14 protein-coding genes are annotated in these 17,156 nt (G+C 48.8%); 9 read left to right on the top strand and 5 right to left on the bottom strand.

Annotated elements, in window-relative coordinates; translation table 11 throughout:
- Window positions 1-94 precede the first annotated feature (94 nt).
- Window positions 95-2,713 carry a LuxR C-terminal-related transcriptional regulator gene (locus C3B52_RS02775; RefSeq protein ID WP_235615577.1) on the top strand — a complete coding sequence of 873 codons (2,619 nt, stop codon included), beginning with the start codon at window positions 95-97 and terminating at the stop codon, window positions 2,711-2,713.
- Window positions 2,714-2,793: 80 nt separating this feature from the next.
- Here C3B52_RS02775 and C3B52_RS02770 read toward each other — a convergent pair whose 3' ends face one another.
- Together C3B52_RS02770 and C3B52_RS02765 are read right to left on the bottom strand one after the other, a co-directional pair.
- Entirely contained in the window at window positions 2,794-3,564 is a 771-nt protein-coding gene (locus C3B52_RS02770; RefSeq protein ID WP_103104549.1) for a 3-hydroxyacyl-CoA dehydrogenase, read from the bottom strand.
- Between the two features lie 221 nt (window positions 3,565-3,785).
- Window positions 3,786-5,021 (bottom strand): MerR family transcriptional regulator, encoded by a 1,236-nt coding sequence (locus C3B52_RS02765; protein ID WP_103104548.1) that lies wholly within the window; start codon window positions 5,019-5,021, stop codon window positions 3,786-3,788.
- A 197-nt stretch (window positions 5,022-5,218) separates the two neighbouring features.
- On the opposite strand from C3B52_RS02765, the gene C3B52_RS02760 reads away from it, so the two are divergent.
- The 5 genes from C3B52_RS02760 to C3B52_RS02740 all read left to right on the top strand — a co-directional run bounded on the left by C3B52_RS02760 (window position 5,219) and on the right by C3B52_RS02740 (window position 9,017).
- Window positions 5,219-6,373 (top strand): M20 metallopeptidase family protein, encoded by a 1,155-nt coding sequence (locus tag C3B52_RS02760; protein ID WP_103104547.1) that lies wholly within the window; start codon window positions 5,219-5,221, stop codon window positions 6,371-6,373.
- 12 nt (window positions 6,374-6,385) lie between these two features.
- A complete protein-coding gene (locus tag C3B52_RS02755; RefSeq protein WP_103104546.1) occupies window positions 6,386-6,580 on the top strand; it encodes a DUF3311 domain-containing protein in 195 nt (64 codons plus the stop codon).
- Window positions 6,577-8,049: a sodium:solute symporter family protein gene (locus tag C3B52_RS02750; RefSeq protein WP_103104545.1), complete on the top strand. Its 1,473-nt coding sequence runs from the start codon at window positions 6,577-6,579 to the stop codon at window positions 8,047-8,049. Before C3B52_RS02755 ends, C3B52_RS02750 begins: the two co-directional genes overlap by 4 nt.
- Window positions 8,050-8,190: 141 nt before the next feature.
- On the top strand, window positions 8,191-8,496 hold the full coding sequence (locus C3B52_RS02745) for a hypothetical protein (RefSeq protein WP_164684676.1): 306 nt from the start codon (window positions 8,191-8,193) through the stop codon (window positions 8,494-8,496).
- Window positions 8,497-8,516: 20 nt separating this feature from the next.
- Window positions 8,517-9,017 carry a DUF6843 domain-containing protein gene (locus tag C3B52_RS02740; RefSeq protein WP_103104543.1) on the top strand — a complete coding sequence of 167 codons (501 nt, stop codon included), beginning with the start codon at window positions 8,517-8,519 and terminating at the stop codon, window positions 9,015-9,017.
- Between the two features lie 65 nt (window positions 9,018-9,082).
- On the opposite strand, the gene C3B52_RS02735 is transcribed toward C3B52_RS02740, so the two are convergent.
- The 3 genes from C3B52_RS02735 to adhP form a co-directional block, all read right to left on the bottom strand.
- On the bottom strand, window positions 9,083-10,192 hold the full coding sequence (locus C3B52_RS02735; protein ID WP_103104542.1) for a mandelate racemase/muconate lactonizing enzyme family protein: 1,110 nt from the start codon (window positions 10,190-10,192) through the stop codon (window positions 9,083-9,085).
- Window positions 10,193-10,349: 157 nt separating this feature from the next.
- A complete protein-coding gene (locus tag C3B52_RS02730) occupies window positions 10,350-11,666 on the bottom strand; it encodes a helix-turn-helix domain-containing protein (RefSeq protein WP_103104541.1) in 1,317 nt (438 codons plus the stop codon).
- 307 nt (window positions 11,667-11,973) lie between these two features.
- Entirely contained in the window at window positions 11,974-12,987 is a 1,014-nt protein-coding gene (adhP, locus tag C3B52_RS02725; protein WP_103104540.1) for an alcohol dehydrogenase AdhP, read from the bottom strand.
- Between the two features lie 240 nt (window positions 12,988-13,227).
- Here adhP and C3B52_RS02720 point away from each other — a divergent pair, with 240 nt between their 5' ends.
- The 3 genes from C3B52_RS02720 to C3B52_RS02710 are packed head-to-tail and all read left to right on the top strand — an operon-like array spanning window position 13,228 to window position 17,130.
- The gene (locus C3B52_RS02720; RefSeq protein ID WP_103104539.1) at window positions 13,228-14,376 is read left to right on the top strand and encodes an iron-containing alcohol dehydrogenase; all 1,149 of its coding nucleotides are present in this window, start codon (window positions 13,228-13,230) and stop codon (window positions 14,374-14,376) included.
- 26 nt (window positions 14,377-14,402) lie between these two features.
- The gene (locus C3B52_RS02715; protein WP_103104538.1) at window positions 14,403-15,713 is read left to right on the top strand and encodes a sensor histidine kinase; all 1,311 of its coding nucleotides are present in this window, start codon (window positions 14,403-14,405) and stop codon (window positions 15,711-15,713) included.
- Complete coding sequence (locus C3B52_RS02710; RefSeq protein WP_103104537.1) at window positions 15,685-17,130, top strand: sigma-54-dependent transcriptional regulator; 1,446 nt, start codon at window positions 15,685-15,687, stop codon at window positions 17,128-17,130. The genes C3B52_RS02715 and C3B52_RS02710 overlap by 29 nt, the downstream gene beginning before the upstream one ends.
- Window positions 17,131-17,156 lie beyond the last annotated feature (26 nt).

Here is a 17,156-nt window from a genome sequence, read left to right as displayed (position 1 = left end):
TTTTTATATTTCTGCCTTTCATATGTCGAACGTTGCAAGAAAACAAGTATAATGGGGTCATATGACTGAAGATGCATAAGCGAAAGGAGGAACCATGGATCGCTTTGAGCATTCCATTATGCTAAGGACAAAAACGGCCTTGCCGTCGTTCCAATCCCATCGAATTGCCAGGGAGAAGCTGCTTGAACTACTGGAGCGTGGATTGGAAGGCAGACTGACCACTTTGCTTGCACCCGCTGGATACGGAAAAACAACCCTGCTCACTCAGTGGGCACATCGGCACAGATCCATTGCCTCATGGTTGTCTCTCGACGAGATGGATAATGACTTAATTCGTTTTTGGCGATATATCGTCTTTTCATTATCAGGCTCCGTACATCCCCAGCTTGCAGAACGGATGGAGCCTTCCATAAAAGCTACCTCGCACACCTCTATCTACACTTTCATTGACTCCCTCCTCAATGAGTTGTCTTCCATCGACCAGCATGTAGTCATCATTCTCGACGATTATCATACGCTGACCGAAGACATGGTTCATGCGAGTCTTAGCTATTTTATCGAATACGCGCCAAGTAACGTTCATCTCTATATCGCCAGTCGCAGCAAGCTCCCATTTTCCACCTCAAAATGGAGCTTGCGTCACGAAGCATACCTGCTGGACGCAACGCAGCTCCTTTTTACGCAGGAGGAGACAAATTCCTTTTATCGTGAGGTCCATAAGCTCCCCCTGTCCTCACAGCAAATGGATCAGCTGCAGACGCGTACAGAAGGATGGGTAGCAGGACTACAACTGGCTGCCATCTCGCTTGCCAATACAGCACAACCAGATCAGTTTTTCCAAAGCTTTACCGGTTCTCATCGCAACATTTCGGAGTATTTGCTGCATGAGGTATGGCTGAGACTCCCACTCGATACACAGCGCTTTTTGCTGCAAACGTGCATTTTGTCGCGGATGGATGCACAAGTTTGCGATGCACTCACCGGGCAACCGAATAGTCAGCAAATGCTGAACCAGCTGCACGCCCAAAATATTTTCCTGGTTCCACTGGATGATTATCAAAGCTGGTATCGGTATCATCATTTGTTTACAGACTTCCTGCGCAACCAGCTATACCAGCTTGATTCGAAAAAATCGCTGGAGCTTCACCGGGTCGCAAGCGAGTCCTTTGCTGGACGAGGCTTGTATGAAGAGGCGATCGATCATGCACTTGCAGCAACGGATTACCAGCTTGCTGCACACTTCCTGGAGCAGCATATCTCTACACTGATCCAGCTTGGGGAGTTTGCCACACTCTTGCGCTGGTTGGACAGCTTTCCCCAGCCGAGTGACATGCTGCCCCCGGTTCTTTCATTACTTCACGCCTTTATTTTGATTACGTGCGGAAAAACCAATCGGGCAAAAGAAGCGCTCATCCGTCTGGACAAGCAATGTGCAGCCATGGACGTTTCCGAAGAACAGCTCAAGTTTTTCAGCGGCCTGTTATTCGTCAAAGCCAATCTCGCTTTTGCCACAGGCGACTTCGATAGCTGGGTGGCCAGCTCCTCTCAGCTGGATCAAACCTTGCCAGAGGACCCGCTATTTTATCACTTTAATTTCAATACGACGGAGCCATTTATCAGACGCACCTCATTTGGTCTAAAAGGGATGATTTCCGCTCAAACGGAGAGTGTCGGCAAGCGTTTCAGCGAGATCATTTCCGCTCAAGGCTGGCAGGAATCGTTGATCAATCTGTACGTCATCCAGGCGATGGCAGAAGGGTACTACGAGCGCAATCAACTAGAGGACAGCCTCAAGCTGTTAGGTCAGGTAGAGCCGACCTCTCGCCGCGAGCGAATTGCTGGACTTTTCGTGCCTTATTCGTTGACACTGGCAAAAATCAAGCTCGTCCAGAGAAATACGCAAGCTGCGCGCGCCATCATCGAAGATGCTCTCGATACAATCCAGCACTGGTCTGCCTCCCACTGGCTTTCCTCGTTGCGCGCCTTTCTTGTGCGGATTGCTTTGCAGGAAGGGGATATTTCACAGGCTGAGTCGGAGCTCGCAGCACTGCCTCTTTCTTTTTTAGAACAACCCACGATCCACAAAGAGCTGGAGCTGCTTACCTACGTTCATTTGCAGCTTCAAAAAAATCAGGAGCACGAAGCCCTGCAAATTTTGAATAAGCTGAGACCTGCTGCAAAACGAGAAGGACTGCTGACCAGCCAGGTGGACATTGCGGTCATGCAAGCACTGGCATTGCAGCAGCTTGGAAAAAAGCCAGAGGCACTGCTGTCTTTGCATGAGGCGCTCGTAATCGGGGAAGCGAACCAATATACGCGCAGCTTTATCGACCATGGAGTTGCCATGTCTCACTTGCTCACAGCCTACAAGGAACGCAGTAAGAGAAGGGTAAACAAGCTCACACCGATTGTTTCGCCAGCCTATGTGAAGAAATTGCTTTCCTTATGTCCCAAAAAAGAACCAAGCAAAGTGATCGAGATCCCTTCCCCTTTAATCGAACCTTTGACAGGGAAGGAAATGCTCATCTTGTCTATGCTGGCCCAAGGTGCATCCAACAAGCAAATTGCTGAGGAGCTGCGAAATACAGTCGGGACAGTCAAGGTTTACCTGCATCGAATATACGGGAAGCTTGGGGTGACCAATCGTACACAGGCTGTGTTAAAAGCCCAGGATATCGCTTTGGTTGAAAAGGAAGTACTTCCTGATCACTAGAATCGCTAAAAAAAGAGTCCGCTAAAAAAGCAGGACTCTTTTTCTATCACTCGCAAATATGATCCATCTATGATCTATGGTTATTTCGGCTGCATCCGAATCGCTCCGTCCAGCCGGATTGTTTCCCCATTCAGCATCGAATTTTGGATGATCGTAGTGACGAGCATTGCGAATTCTCGCGGATCACCTAGCCGTGGCGGAAAAGGAACCGTTGCTCCCAGTGACTCTTTTACCGAGCGAGGAAGCTTATCAAATAACGGAGTATCAAACAATCCCGGCGCAATCGTCATAACCCTGATGCCATAAGGAGCCAAATCGCGAGCCAAAGGAAGTGTCATACCGACAATCCCGCCCTTTGATGCGCTATAAGCTGTCTGACCGACCTGGCCGTCAAATGCAGCTACCGAAGCTGTGTTGATGACAACGCCTCGCTCTCCGTTTTTGGTAGGCTCATTCCCTGCCATCTGCTCCACTGCTAAACGAATCACGTTGAACGTACCAATCAGATTGACTGAAATTACTTTCGTGAAGGCATCCAAATGATGCGGACCGTTTCTTGAAAGTGTCTTTTGCGCAAGATCGACCCCTGCACAGTTGATCGCGGCATGAATCGTTCCGAATGCTCCGGTTGCTCGATCAATCGCTTCCCGGACGCTCGCTTCACTCGTTACATCTGTCTGGATAAACAGCGCATGATCACGTCCCAGCTCCTGCGCCAATCCCCTGCCAGCTTCCTCCGCCAGATCAAGAATGGCTACTCTTCCTCCATGCTCTACCACATTTCTCGCAGTGGCGGCTCCCAATCCGGAGGCTCCACCAGTCACAATGGCAACTACATCCCGAATGTCCATGCCATTCTCTCCTTTCGGTAAAATCCTCATCAACCAAGCCGTTAGCGGTGCTTCTTGGATTGGCGAACACGATTTCATGATGCAATTCGGATACCAGCCTACAGACCCCTTGTTATCTATGGCTTTGGCAAGAAACGAGGTGTCTATTTTTTCTTGTATAAAGACAGTTCGCAAACATTAACTGTCCGGGCCGTGGACACTTTTTCTTCTTTGTGGTTTGCTCAGCCTCGCTCCTTATAAGCGTATTGGTAAGCGTACAAATGAGCCATTTCCTGCTCTACATGATAGATGAAATAGCTGCCAGGGTTATCCGTTTGCCCAACATGTTCTTTTTGAAAACGCTTGGCATCCAGGCCATCCATATTTTCCTCCAAATAACCTAGCGCGTAAGCTTTCGGATGTGGATCAGGATACATCTCTTTAATCTTTTTCAACGACTTGGAGGCGGGTGCAAAGAACATATACGTTCCCAAAATCCTGGAATCTCCATGCAGGTATGGCGCGAGAATCTCGCACGGCAGTCTTTTGTTCAAGAGTGAAAATTGATTGAAGGAAAAGCTGTCTACGAAATAATCAATAGATTGCGGACGAAGCGGCAGCTGCAGATCGCTGTTTACGATATACAGAACAGTCGCATTCGGGCAGGAATACTCGACCCGTTTTTTCAGCCGTTTCATCATTTCTAATGAATGTCCGCAAAATACATAGTTTACTTCCTCGCCGAGCAGCGGCAAATACTTGGTCATGGAAACGAAAATATCCACATTCGTTTCCACAATCAGCTTGTGTTTCAAATCGTGCCTGGACAATTCTTTATACGTGGACAGACAGCTTTTTTCCGTCAAGCTGATAAAATTCGGACTCCATTCTTTGATGATCTCCTCATCATAAATGCAAGAGTGGTAAGGAGAGGTAGTGACGTTGTCCGTAATCAAAATGCCTTCGAATAGCTCTGCCTGATAGCCGCAAGGACATGTGAGCACTCCATCGTACACACTGGTCTGTTGAATGGAAGCATCCGTCATCTTGAGCGGCACCCGGCAGCTCGGACAGTATAGATACGACATAAACGACAGCGGCATCCCTTTTCCCGCTTCCTGCACCTGTGATTTCGAGGTTTCTTCGATGAGCTGGTCAATTCGCTGGATGGTTTGGGCGATCTGGTTTAGCTCTTCCGCCAGCTTGGCTTTTTTCTCTGTCAGCAGGTTTACAAAATAATGAATGTCGTTTTCTTCGCGAAAATGAGTGATTCGCTTGTAGGACAGAATTTTGTGAATTTCCTGCAAGGAAAAATGCAGCTTCTTCAGCTCTGTAATAAAGGTCATATCCTCTACGCATGTCTGGTCCATTTCATATTGTGTCTTTTGTTTCACCGGTACGAGGAGCCCCAAATCAATATAGTAACGAACGGTATCAATCGAGACATCAAACTGCTTCGCAAACGCCCCTATTTTCATGCTGATATCCTCCATCTGTCATCTCAATCAAAAAACTGGAGCTAACTCTATGTTTTTGAAAAAATACACCAGAATCGTCTATTGACCTCAAGTTACCTCTACTGTTTACACTAAAGCACATCAAGAACAGAAAAATGAAAATAATATTATTTGTCAAAATATTCCATCTGGTTTTCTTCAGCACAGGAGGCTTAGCTATGCAAACGATTGTATCACAGGATTTAACGAATTGGGCCATTGCCCATCGGCGTCATCTGCACCAATATCCGGAATTATCCGGTCAGGAATTCGAAACGTGCGCGTACATCAAACGCTGCCTCGAGGAGCTTCACATTGACGTACTGAACTACCAGCCCCCAAACATTGTCGGTTATTTAAAAGGGACGTGTGGGGCAAAAACAATCGCGCTGCGTGCCGATATAGATGCCCTCCCCATCATGGAGCAAGGAGAAAAAAGCTATCAGTCCAAGGTCCCTGGCGTTGCCCATATGTGTGGCCATGATGGACATACTGCGGTTCTTCTCGCTGTCGCCAAATGGCTTTCCGAGCATCGTCATTTATGCAAGCATAACATCCTCTTTCTTTTTCAATCATCAGAGGAAGCGTTGCCGAGCGGCGCTCAAGCACTCGTCCAGCAAGGAGCTGTCGACACTGCAGATGTCGTTTTTGGGTTACATCTTATGCAAACCCTTCCACTTGGAAAGATCGGCGTTTGTGAAGGCGCTACCATGTCCGCCGCTGATGATTTTACGATCCGGATTGAAGGAAAGGGCGGCCATGGCTCCATGCCGCACGAAACGGTCGATCCTACCTATATTGCGAGCCATATTATTTTTGCCCTTCAATCAATCGTAAGCAGACGGCTAGATCCTCTCGAACCAGCTGTCATCTCAGTGGGCAAAATGGAGGCAGGCATAGCCTACAATGTCATCCCTCATGAAGCAACGATTGGCGGAACGATCCGAACGTTGTCCCATGAAACGCGAGCCATGATCGTAAAAGAAATGACCCGCATGGTAGAGGGAATCTGTGCCAGTTATTTAGCCAAAGGCTCAGTAGAATTCGGCTGGGGTGCCCCGCCTGTCATCAACGACAAACAGCTCGCCAGGTACGCCAGTCAGGTCATCACGAGCAGCTTTGGTTCAGAAATGCTTTTACCGATCGGGCCGATGATGGGCTCCGAAGACTTCTCATATTACTTGGAGAAAAAGCCTGGCGTCTATCTTTTCGTCGGGATGGGGGGAGAAAAAAGCATGTATCCTCATCATCATCCCCAATTTGATATCGATGAAGAGGCAATCCCGACCGCCATCCGCTTATTTCTTGAATTGATACAGCAGTTTGAAACATAAGGAGGGCTTTTCATGAAAAAATGGCTGTATCTGCTCAGCATCATTCCTGTCTTTTTCTCCCTTCTCGTCATCAACAAGGTCGAGCCGTATGTTCTCGGTATGCCGTTCATCCTGTTCTGGATGGTGCTCTGGCTTGTTTTAACTTCGGTTTTCATGTGGATTGTCTACAAGCTCGACCCTGCCAACCAAGGAGGCGATGACGAATGAACTCTGCTCTGCTCATCATTACCGCATTTATGGCTTTATCGATTTATTTGGCACTCCGCGCTCGAAAAGGAAAGGAAATGACACTGGAGCAATGGTCTGTAGGAAACCGTGGTCTAGGCTCCATGCTCGTCTTTCTCTTAATGGCTGGTGAGGCGTTTACTACTTTTACCTTCCTTGGTGCAAGCGGTTTCACGTATGCCGCCGGTGCGCCTGCCTTCTATATCTTCAATGCCGCCTACTTCGTCTTGTCCTATTGGCTCCTGCCTCCCATCTGGAAGTATGCCAAAGAGAAAAATCTGCTCTCTCAATCTGACTTTTTTGCAAGCAAATACAATAGTACTGCTTTAGGCGTTTTAGTAGCGATCGTCGGGGTCATCTCCATGATTCCTTATCTCGTCCTTCAGCTGAAAGGGCTGGGAATCATCGTTTCCGAAGCATCGTACGGGACAATCTCTCCCTCTGCTGCGATCTGGATCGGTGTGCTTACGGTCACCGTCTACGTCATGCTCTCCGGAATTCACGGCGCCGCCTGGACTGCGGTACTCAAGGATTTTCTGATTCTCGGTGTCGTCATCTTCATGGGCTTTTATTTGCCGCTACACTATCACGGCGGTTTCGTGGAAATGTTCAAGTCGATTGATCAAGCGAATCCTGGTTTTCTGGTTCTTCCTGAAAGCGGTCTCTCGACGTACTGGTTTGTGTCTACTCTCATTTTGTGGTCGCTCGGGTCCTATATGTGGCCGCATACGTTTAGTGCCGCATACGCTGCCAAAAGCGGCAGGGCGCTGCGCCGCAATGCGATTTTGATGCCGATGTATCAAATCGTTCTCGTCTTCGTTATCTTCATCGGCTTTGCTGCAATCTTCCAGGTGCCAGGACTCAAAGGCTCAGATACTGATTTGGCGATGTTCAAGCTCTCCAAGGCTACATTTGATCCGTGGTTTGTCGGTGTGATTGGTGCAGCCGGTATCCTCGCTGCTCTCGTACCGAGCTCGATGATGCTCAACGTAGCGGCAACGATCCTGTCCAAAAACGTCTATAAAATATGGAGGCCGGAAACAACAGATGCCAGTCTAGCCCGCTTGACACGTTATCTGGTTCCGGTTGTCGCAATCGCTGCCCTCTACTTTACCTTTAATGGCGGAAATACGATTGTCACACTCCTGATCATGGGCTACAGTTTGGTGACACAGCTCTTCCCTGCTCTCTTTTTCAGCCTGTGGAAGAAAAATCCGGTCACGGTTCAAGGTGCATTCTGCGGAATTATCGCGGGTCTTGCTGCCGTCCTGTATACAACGCTGAGCAATGCCTCGATGGCTGATCTTTTTCCAGCGATGCCGCAAGCCTTTAAGGATTTTGATATCGGAATCATCGCCTTTACGATCAATGTGATTGTGACACTAACGGTAAGTGCTTTTACGAGAAAGGCTGTTAAAAGCGATGCAGAGCCTACACACTCGGTTGCTTGAGGTCTTGATTTGATAAAAATGGGGTTGTACAGAAAAAACGCGGCAGCACCCGCGTTTTTTTGTCGTCGGCTTCAGCTATTTTTCCCCGCATCCTTTTTATGGTACCATCAGAGACAATGCTACAGAAAGGCTGGTAAAAACATGAAATGGAAAGAAAAGATTCAAACGATTCTACTTGCTGGGATTCTTCTCTGTTTATTCTTTATTGCCAACAAACCAGCAGCAAGCCTCAACGCTCCCCCGATCAATATGCCATCGTTTCCCACGATTCCGGTTCCCTCGAATTCTTCTGTGACGCAGATAGATAAAAATCGCTTTGCTATAGTAGAGAAGCGAGATGACGCTGAAACGAGAGTCGTTATTATGGAATATGATGAGAATACAAACCAAGTCACACAAGTGAACAAGACCTCGTTTAACTTTGATTTGAATTTTATTACGAATTAGTAGATGAGGAGAAACGAAGAATGCTGGAAGTAAAACAACGATCAACTGGAGTAGTAACCCTTCTACTTTTATCAGCTAGTTTGCTAGCTGTCAGTGGATGCACCCAGCAAGGTCCTACGAATGACATCTATCTCATTCCCGAAGGCTACGAAGGGACCGTCTATGCCTACTATAATGTAAAAAATGCCCCGCCACTGACCAAGGAAGGCGACTTTGACCTGCATATCATCAATGACAAGGGCTACTTCGCCACTTCTACACCTGAGATGGATTACGGGTTGGTGACTGACAAGTATTACTATGTCGATCAAAAGGGGCAACGCACGCAGATTCCAAGTGAATGTCTGCGGATCAATGGCACGGGGGGTTACTCCACAAACATAGGCACGCCTGATGAAATCAATATTAGCTACACCAGCCTGAAGGTTACCACTAGCAAATGTGGCCCAGATTTTCAGGAAACAGGAACGGATGAAAACAGCGAGGCACTCCCTCATCTATTAAACGAGTACTACAAATGAATTATTCGCTCAAAAAAGGTAAAGCGCCCGCCGTCGACGCTTTACCTTTTCTATGATTTCGTTTCTTATACAATCACTGTCGACATCTGTGCAAGCTCTGCGACTACCTGTTCATCTACTTCCAAACCAAGTCCAGGACGCTCTGTCAGCTTGATGACCTTTTCTTCAAACGGCATGACCGCTACATCACGAGAGAACATAAGCGGTCCGACGAGCTCGTTGGAGATGATCGCTTTTTTGGCGGTACACAGATGTGCACCTGCCGCTGTTGCGATCGCTGATTCTACCATTGACCCTACTTGGCACTGCATGCCCGCCATTTCTGCTTGTGCTACCAGTCTTGTCGCCGGGTAAATCCCGCCGCATTTCATCAGCTTGATGTTCAGCTTGTCTGCAGCCTGCTTGACGATGGTTTCCCGAATTTCACGATCACCATGCACGCCTTCGTCAATCATCACCGGAATCGTGGTTTGACGCCGTACCTCCGCAAGTGCGGTAATATCATCCGCGACGACAGGCTGCTCAATCCAGTCGATGTTGCAATCCTTCACCTGATCAAGTACCCACATGCTCGTAGCGCGATTGCGCCAGCCCTGGTTGGCATCCACCCGCAATTGGACTAGGCTGCCAATCGCTTTTCGCACGGCACGGATACGCTCTACATCGATGATCGGATCGGTTCCAACCTTGATTTTAATTGTATGGTAGCCTTGGGCGAGCGCATCTGCTGCCTCTTTGGCCATAGCCTCTGGCTCCAGTATGCTCACTACGTACGGTGCAGACAGCTCTTCATGGTAGCGACCACCGATCAGATTATAAATCGGCTGACCAGCTACCTTGCCCATGATGTCATAGCAAGCGATGTCAATTCCAGCTTTAGCAGAAGGAGAACCGTACACCAGCTCCGCCATTTTTTCATGGATTCGTTCGATATGAAAAGGGTTCTCTCCGATCACACTCGGTGCCAGATGATGGACGAGCATACTGTATGTGCTCTCCCACGTTTCCCCTGTTACATGCTGATCCGGTGTAGCTTCCCCGTACCCTGTAATACCAGCATCCGTTTCGATTTTGATCAAAAGAGTTGGCATATCGTAGTAGGTTTCATAAGCGACGATGAATGGACGAATGAGTGGAAGCTTGATCCCCGTTACGGTTACTGACGTAATTTTCACTACCCTATCCCCTTGCTGTTTATTGATAGCTGAAAAACGTGAGGCACTCTAGAAGCCATGGCAAACCATCCTTTTTTTATTACCGACAATAGTCGTTATCACGTCGTTAATTGTGAATAAATATACAAAGATTCAGAGTTTTAGTCAAGGGAATATTCTAAAAATTGATGCGATAAACGGCACGAGGTCTTCCCTGCTGATAAGGCTGCTCTTCCCCTACCGTCTCGACAAAGCCTTTTTCCATCAATTTTTTTAGCATGCGCTCTGCGCTTCTTCTGCTGAACTGTAAGTATTCAGCCAGATCAGTCGCCGTAAAGCGATTGTCACGGCGCAGATTAATAAACGAAGAAAGCTTGGTAATCGTGGCGACACTGAGTCCTGTCTGGTCTGCCACCTGCAAAATGTCGCGATTGTCGCTTTTCAAATGGAAGGCTCGTGAGTTAGCATCTAGTGGTCCAATTACTTCTTTTTCATTGGTCACCAAAAAAGCGCTGCTGCTTGCAGGCTTTTTGCGGGCATGGAATAATCCGATCCTTGCGTTTGCCTCGGCTTCTTTTGCCGTCAAACCGAATCCGAATCCCATGCTGATCGTGACATTGAATAATTGCTCCATATTACCGATCGCGGGCATGTGGGTAAAGTCACCAGTCATTTGTTCGATACTGCCTCTGGTCCCGTAAATAATAAACTGGTCCAAGCCCAACTGCTGAATAGACGCATCTGTTTCCTTGCCCAGCTCTAACAGCATTTGCTGGAGCATAATTCCTGCATCTGGTTTTATACCGGTTCCAGAGTCATCAGTGACTTGATTAATCGCTGCCAGCCCCACAGCAATTTGTGCATTTTCGCTAATCATAAGCTGACCGAGATGTGCAGCCTTCGCCACTGTTTCTCTGATGCTTTTCTTTGGCACAATCAGATTGACACACGGAATCCCGGCGTCACGCAATTGCGTATGAACATAATCCACACTGGTTAAGACGAGATTTGCACGTCCGCTTTCATAATTTTCCCGGTGAAATGAAATCAGCTCTTCTGGGTCAAAGCTTGTTCCTTCGCCATCTATAATTTGGCTATAGTCCCTCACGAACCAGCCCGAAGCGTCTAATTGCCATTCATCCACTGCCTGCTGCAAATACGCCAGCTTCGGGATATCTACGGAGAGAGATTTCAGCCCTTCCTCTCTGTTTAACAAAATAAGCCCAAGATTTAACGTGAGCGTGTACTCATCAGATGGAATGTAGACAGCTGGAATCTTCTTTTGACTCGTGGCGCGCTTGGCAAAGAAATAATACGGCAGCGGTCCTGCAAACAGCAAAACATCGCAATCCTGGATCTGCTCTATCAGTTGATCGCATTCCATCGGGTTACCGTAGTAATAGGTCGTATACAGGATATTGGTAAGCTCCTCTGCACACTCCGTAATTAGCGGTGCAAAATCCTCTGGAGTGATGACGGCTAAGCGAATCAACATGTTATTTTCCTTCCTTCCATGCATTTTTTTCACTTACGGAGCATTATAGGCAAGATTGCGACAAAACGCTATAAAAAAACTTTCATCGAGGATTTTTCAAGGAGGAGCGACCGCGTTTTAGCGGTTTGTTTTATGCGTTCCAGAAAATTTAAGCAATGATGCTTTCGCACGGCGTGGCACTTAAATTTTCTTACACGTTAAAAAAGTTTGATTGTTCTAGCGATTCGTTTATTTTCATTGAACTAGACCTATGTGAAAGAAAAAAGCTGCCGATTTGATCGACAGCCTCTTGCTACTTATAACTCTACTATTCCATGGTCAAAACGACACGACCGTTGATTTGACCTTTTTCCAAACGCTCCAATACCTCGTTGATCTGATCCAGCGGCTGTGTTTCGATGATCGCACGCACTTTGCCGCGAGCAGCAAATTCCAGTGCTTCCTGCATGTCCTTGCGTGTACCTACGATGGAGCCTTTTACTGTTACGCCGTTCAATACGGTATCAAAAATCGGAATAGGCAGCTCAGCATTTGGCAGTCCGACGACCACGAGCGAACCGCCGCGTCTTACTGACTTGTACGCCTGCTCAAACGCTTTTTTAGTGACGGCAACACTGATTGCCCCATGTACACCACCCACCTGCTCTTCGATCGCTTGCACTGGGTCTACCTCGCTGCCATTGATCGTTACGTCTGCTCCCAGCTCTTTTGCCAGCTCCAGTTTTTCCTGGTGAATGTCGACAGCTACTACGTTGTAGCCCATCGCCTTGGCATATTGCAGCGCTACGTGACCCAGACCACCGATTCCATAAATAGCTACCCATTCGCCCGGCTTTACATTCGCTACCTTCAGTGCCTTGTAAGTCGTTACCCCTGCGCAAAGGATCGGAGCCGCTTCCACATCTCCGAGCTCATCTGGAATTCGTGCCACATATGCTGCCGGAGCCACGCAGTATTCCGCATAGGCACCATCTGCGGAGTACCCTCCGTTCAGCTGCTGCTTGCACAGCGTTTCCCAGCCAGTCAAGCAATAATCACACTCTCCGCAAGCTGAGAACAGCCATGGAATCCCTACGCGGTCGCCCAGCTTCAGAGAGGTTACGCCTTTCCCCAGCTTTTCAACCACACCTACACCTTCATGACCAGGAATGAGCGGGAGCTTTGGCTTCACAGGCCAGTCCCCATGTGCTGCATGCAGATCCGTATGGCAGACACCGCAAGTTTTGATTTTCACGAGAACCTCACCGTGTCCGACCTCAGGAACGGCTACTTCCTTTACCTCAAGCTTTTGATGGAACTCGTTAACAATCGCTGCTTTCATTTTACTCTTCCTCCTCTTTTCACTCATGGATAGGTAATCTGTCTCTTTCTAGTAGCAAGCAGCGTGCCAACTGTAAGCGCTTTATTTAGCAAGGCTTTCTCTCCAAAGCAGGTCTTTACCTGGCCAAACTTTCGGCCTAATGAGCCAAAAAAACGGCCCGTTTGCCGACCTTTTGGCTGAAAAAGGGAAATTCCTCTACTCTGCGGTATTATTTTAATAGCGGAAAAAGGGGGAAGAAGCATGCAAATATCCAAATTCATGACACCGGAAATCATTTTTGGAAACCAGTCTATTGCCCAAATCGGGGAAAGTCTGCGCAGATTGGGTGCGACCCGTGTCTTTCTCGTCAGTGATCTTGGGGTCGTAAACGCTGGCTGGACAGAGCGCATTATTTCCTATTTGAAGCAGCAAAACCTGGAGTATCATCTGTGGACAAACGTAACCGCGAATCCGAAAGACTACGAAATTCACGCCGGGATTGCAGAATATCGAGCTATGGAATGCAACGCAATTCTCGGTGTTGGCGGAGGCAGCTCGATCGATGCTGCAAAAGCGATTGCTCTCCTCGCAACGAATGAAGGAAGCATCGTGCAGTACGAAGGCGTCGACAACATCATTCATCCTCTCCCCCCTATGGTGATGGTGCCGACCACCGCCGGCTCCGGCTCCGAGGTCTCGCAGTTTTCGATCATTGTAGACAGCGCCCGCAAAGTAAAAATGGCGATTATCTCCAAGTCGCTCATTCCTGATATCGCCATCATCGACCCGCAAACACTCATGACAAAAGATAAAGAACTGACAGCCAATACTGGCATGGATGTCCTGACACATGCTATTGAATCGTATATTTCGCTCGCTGCGACACCGCTGACGGAGGTGCACTCACTTCAGGCCATGCGGCTCATTGCCAAGCATCTGCGCCCCTCGGCTGCCAGTCAATATAACGCAGAAGCGAAGCAAGCGATGGCCATGGCCAGTCTTCAGGCAGGCATCGCCTTTTCCAATGCGATTCTCGGTGCTGTGCACGCCATGTCCCACCAGCTTGGCGGCTTCCTCGACGCCCCGCACGGAGAGGTCAACGCCATCCTGCTTCCTTATGTACTCGAATACAACTACATCGCTACACCCGAAAAATATCGTCAAATCGCCGAATGTCTGGGCGAAAACACGTCAGGGCTGAGCGCACACGACGCATCACGCTTGACGCTAAAGGCTGTAAAGGAACTGGCGAGAGATCTGGGTGTTCCCGAAACCCTGTCGGCCATCGGACTCCACCCCGAGCAGATTGATTTACTGAGTGCTCATGCCTTACATGATGTGTGCATGGCAACCAATCCGCGCGATATGAGTGTGCAGGATGTCGCCGCTCTCTTCCGCCAAGCCCTGTAGGAGTTGTTCTTTAGAGGAGGTCAATCATGCAAAACAAACAGGAGCTTCTGGAAAAGCTGACGGGTATCCAATCCTCCCGAAAAAGCTACTACAGCGAGCTGATCTATCTAGTCGAGGAGATGAAAAAGAAGAACAAGCAGCTTGCCGTCATCAACCAATTAACCCAAATCCAAATCAATGCGACCTGGCCACAAACCAGTATTTATATTGCAGCACAGCTCTCCCGAATTTTGTTGTTTGAGCACTTCGCCCTTACCATCGTCAAAGGGGGCATCCTGTCCTCATATTTGGCCAAACGGACGGGAGATAGCTGGCAGTGCCATACCTTGACCAAATCTGTGCTGGGAGAGGCCCCTCTCCTGATTGAGCAATACCATCTCGATCTGCGGGAAGTGCTGCCAGAGCATTATGCTACCTCCGTTCCGCTGCGCAGCCAGTTGAACCAGACATTCGGCTTTTTGACCCTTTTTCATCGGGAGGAGCGGCAAACAGACCGGGATGAGACTGATTTGTTCCAGCTTATTGCCAGCCACGTAGGTGTAGCTGTGGAGAACAGCCTGCTGTTTCAGGATGTGAGTGAAAAGATCAAGATCGAGGCCCAGCTCATTCAGTCTGCTAAAATGGCGGCGATTGGCGAAATGGCAGCAGGAATCGCGCATGAGCTAAACAGTCCGTTAACCGCGATTTTGGGCAATGCGCAATTGCTCATGCGCGAAATGACTGCTACTCCCTCCGCTCCTTTGATGAAGGACATTTACCAGTGCGGGGTCCGCTGCAAAAAGATCATCCAGAACTTGCTCACCTTTTCCAGACAGGAAGAGTACTTATTCGCTACCATCTCCATTGACGAGGTGGTTGAGGACGTGCTGGGTCTGATCGGCTACCAGCTGTCTGTATCTGGACTCACCGTCAATCGGGAAATGGCACATCCTCCCCTGCTCTTTCACGGGAGCCGTCATCAAATCGAGCAGATTGTGATCAATCTGCTGCTCAATGCCAGAGACGCTCTCGCTGAAAAGGAGGACCCGCAAATTACAATCCGCTCTTTCCAGCTGGAGGAAGAGGGACGTCTTTATGTGGGGCTGTCTGTGCACGATAATGGATCGGGAATTGCGCCTGAGCTGCTCCAGCAAATATTCCAACCCTTTTATTCCACCAAGGAGCAGACAAAGGGAACAGGACTTGGGCTCTCCGTCAGCCTGGGAATCGCGGAAGCCCACGGAGGGAGGCTTTTTGCCGATAGTGTCGAGGGGTCCTACAGCCTGTTTACACTGCTTTTGCCACAATTAGCAGAGGAGGAGGGTATCCATGGAAAAGAAACGGATGCTGATCATTGATGACGAAACAGAGGTCACCACTTTTTTTACCTATTTCCTACGGCAAAAAAACTGCGACGTCATCGTAGCCAATTCAGGCAAGGACGTGGAGCGCCTCTTGCAAAATCAGCGCGAGCCCTTTCATGCTGCACTCGTCGATCTGAAATTGCCCGATTCAAACGGACTTGAGCTGCTCAAGCGAATCAAAGCGGTGTTTCCTTCCTGCGAGGTGCTGATCATGACGGGCTACAGCACGATCAAGTCAGCAGTAACGGCGATGCAATGGGGAGCCAGGGACTATTTGGAAAAGCCATTTGACGATCTCGATAGTCTGGAGCAGGTCATCGACGCTGTACTGGAGTCTTCTTTCCAGAAAGCAGATGAACTATCCCAAGAAGCTGCACAATATGGTATTGTGTATTCACCAGAGAGTCCGATGGCCAAAGTAACCGTAATCGCCAAAAAATTGGCAAAAAAGGCAATACACGTACTCGTAGAAGGCGAAACAGGAACAGGCAAGGAGCTGATGGCGCGGTTTTTGCACGGCGCAAGCAATCGCTCACAGCAGCCTTTTGTCGCGTTTAACTGTGGAGCTGTCCCGGAATCTCTTTTGGAAAGTGAGCTGTTCGGCTACGAAAAAGGAGCCTTCACCGGAGCGATCAAGGCACGCAAAGGCTTGTTCGAGCTGGCCCACAATGGCACGCTGTTTCTCGACGAAATTGGCGAAGCCCCCCATACGATTCAGGTCAAGCTGCTGCGTACGCTGGAAACGGGAGAATTCATGCGGGTGGGCGGTGAGCAGGTCGGACAAAGCAATATCCGTTTTATTTCTGCCACTAACCGTGACCTTGAGCACGAGGTGGAAATGAATCGTTTTCGCAGTGATTTGTTGTACCGCCTGGAAGGAATCAAGCTGTCTATCCCTCCGTTGCGGGAGCGGGCCATGGATATCCCTGCCATTGCCCATACTTATTTGGAAAAACGCAGTGGTACGCCATGCGAAATCACTTCAGAGGCGATGGAGCTGCTCCAGTCCTACCACTGGCCGGGCAACGTTCGCCAGCTCATCAACGTGCTCAATCAGACTCTCGCCCTGCACGAATGCCAAGTGCTGCGCTCGGAGCATTTGCCGGCAACCATTCGCGAAAAAGGAAAACGACAAACAAGCCACTCTGCTACTTATAGTGGTGTGGAGAACGCCATTGATCAGGAGTGTGCGCGGTTTGTAGAGTCGATTACACGCAACGTGAAATCGATTGAAGGTTTTGACTTTGAGTATTTAATCAAGCGCATCAAAATGCTCGAAGGCGAAATCGGACGATCGATTATCGAGCAGGGCTTGACCGAGACAAAGGGAGACAGACAGCTACTGAGCAAAAAGCTGAACATCACGAAACGAACCATCCGCTACATTTTAAACGAAAAAGGGGGAGGCTGACGCTGCCCTCAGGTAGGAGGCTTTAC

Origin of the sequence: Brevibacillus reuszeri (genome assembly GCF_002897295.1) — a bacterium.
GTDB lineage: Bacteria > Bacillota > Bacilli > Brevibacillales > Brevibacillaceae > Brevibacillus > Brevibacillus reuszeri_A.
Note: the sequence above shows the minus strand (reverse complement) of the source record. Positions and strands in the feature narration are given on the sequence as shown.

What these genes read in the sequence shown, in the direction of transcription:
- C3B52_RS02720 (WP_103104539.1), top strand. Translation starts at nt 13,228, where the DNA reads ATGCAAATATCCAAATTCATGACACCGGAAATCATTTTTGGAAACCAG.
- C3B52_RS02750 (WP_103104545.1), top strand. Translation starts at nt 6,577, where the DNA reads ATGAACTCTGCTCTGCTCATCATTACCGCATTTATGGCTTTATCGATT.
- C3B52_RS02745 (WP_164684676.1), top strand. Translation starts at nt 8,191, where the DNA reads ATGAAATGGAAAGAAAAGATTCAAACGATTCTACTTGCTGGGATTCTT.
- adhP (WP_103104540.1), bottom strand. Translation starts at nt 12,987, where the DNA reads ATGAAAGCAGCGATTGTTAACGAGTTCCATCAAAAGCTTGAGGTAAAG.
- C3B52_RS02710 (WP_103104537.1), top strand. Translation starts at nt 15,685, where the DNA reads ATGGAAAAGAAACGGATGCTGATCATTGATGACGAAACAGAGGTCACC.
- C3B52_RS02730 (WP_103104541.1), bottom strand. Translation starts at nt 11,666, where the DNA reads ATGTTGATTCGCTTAGCCGTCATCACTCCAGAGGATTTTGCACCGCTA.
- C3B52_RS02765 (WP_103104548.1), bottom strand. Translation starts at nt 5,021, where the DNA reads ATGAAAATAGGGGCGTTTGCGAAGCAGTTTGATGTCTCGATTGATACC.
- C3B52_RS02775 (WP_235615577.1), top strand. Translation starts at nt 95, where the DNA reads ATGGATCGCTTTGAGCATTCCATTATGCTAAGGACAAAAACGGCCTTG.
- C3B52_RS02740 (WP_103104543.1), top strand. Translation starts at nt 8,517, where the DNA reads ATGCTGGAAGTAAAACAACGATCAACTGGAGTAGTAACCCTTCTACTT.
- C3B52_RS02770 (WP_103104549.1), bottom strand. Translation starts at nt 3,564, where the DNA reads ATGGACATTCGGGATGTAGTTGCCATTGTGACTGGTGGAGCCTCCGGA.
- C3B52_RS02755 (WP_103104546.1), top strand. Translation starts at nt 6,386, where the DNA reads ATGAAAAAATGGCTGTATCTGCTCAGCATCATTCCTGTCTTTTTCTCC.
- C3B52_RS02715 (WP_103104538.1), top strand. Translation starts at nt 14,403, where the DNA reads ATGCAAAACAAACAGGAGCTTCTGGAAAAGCTGACGGGTATCCAATCC.
- C3B52_RS02760 (WP_103104547.1), top strand. Translation starts at nt 5,219, where the DNA reads ATGCAAACGATTGTATCACAGGATTTAACGAATTGGGCCATTGCCCAT.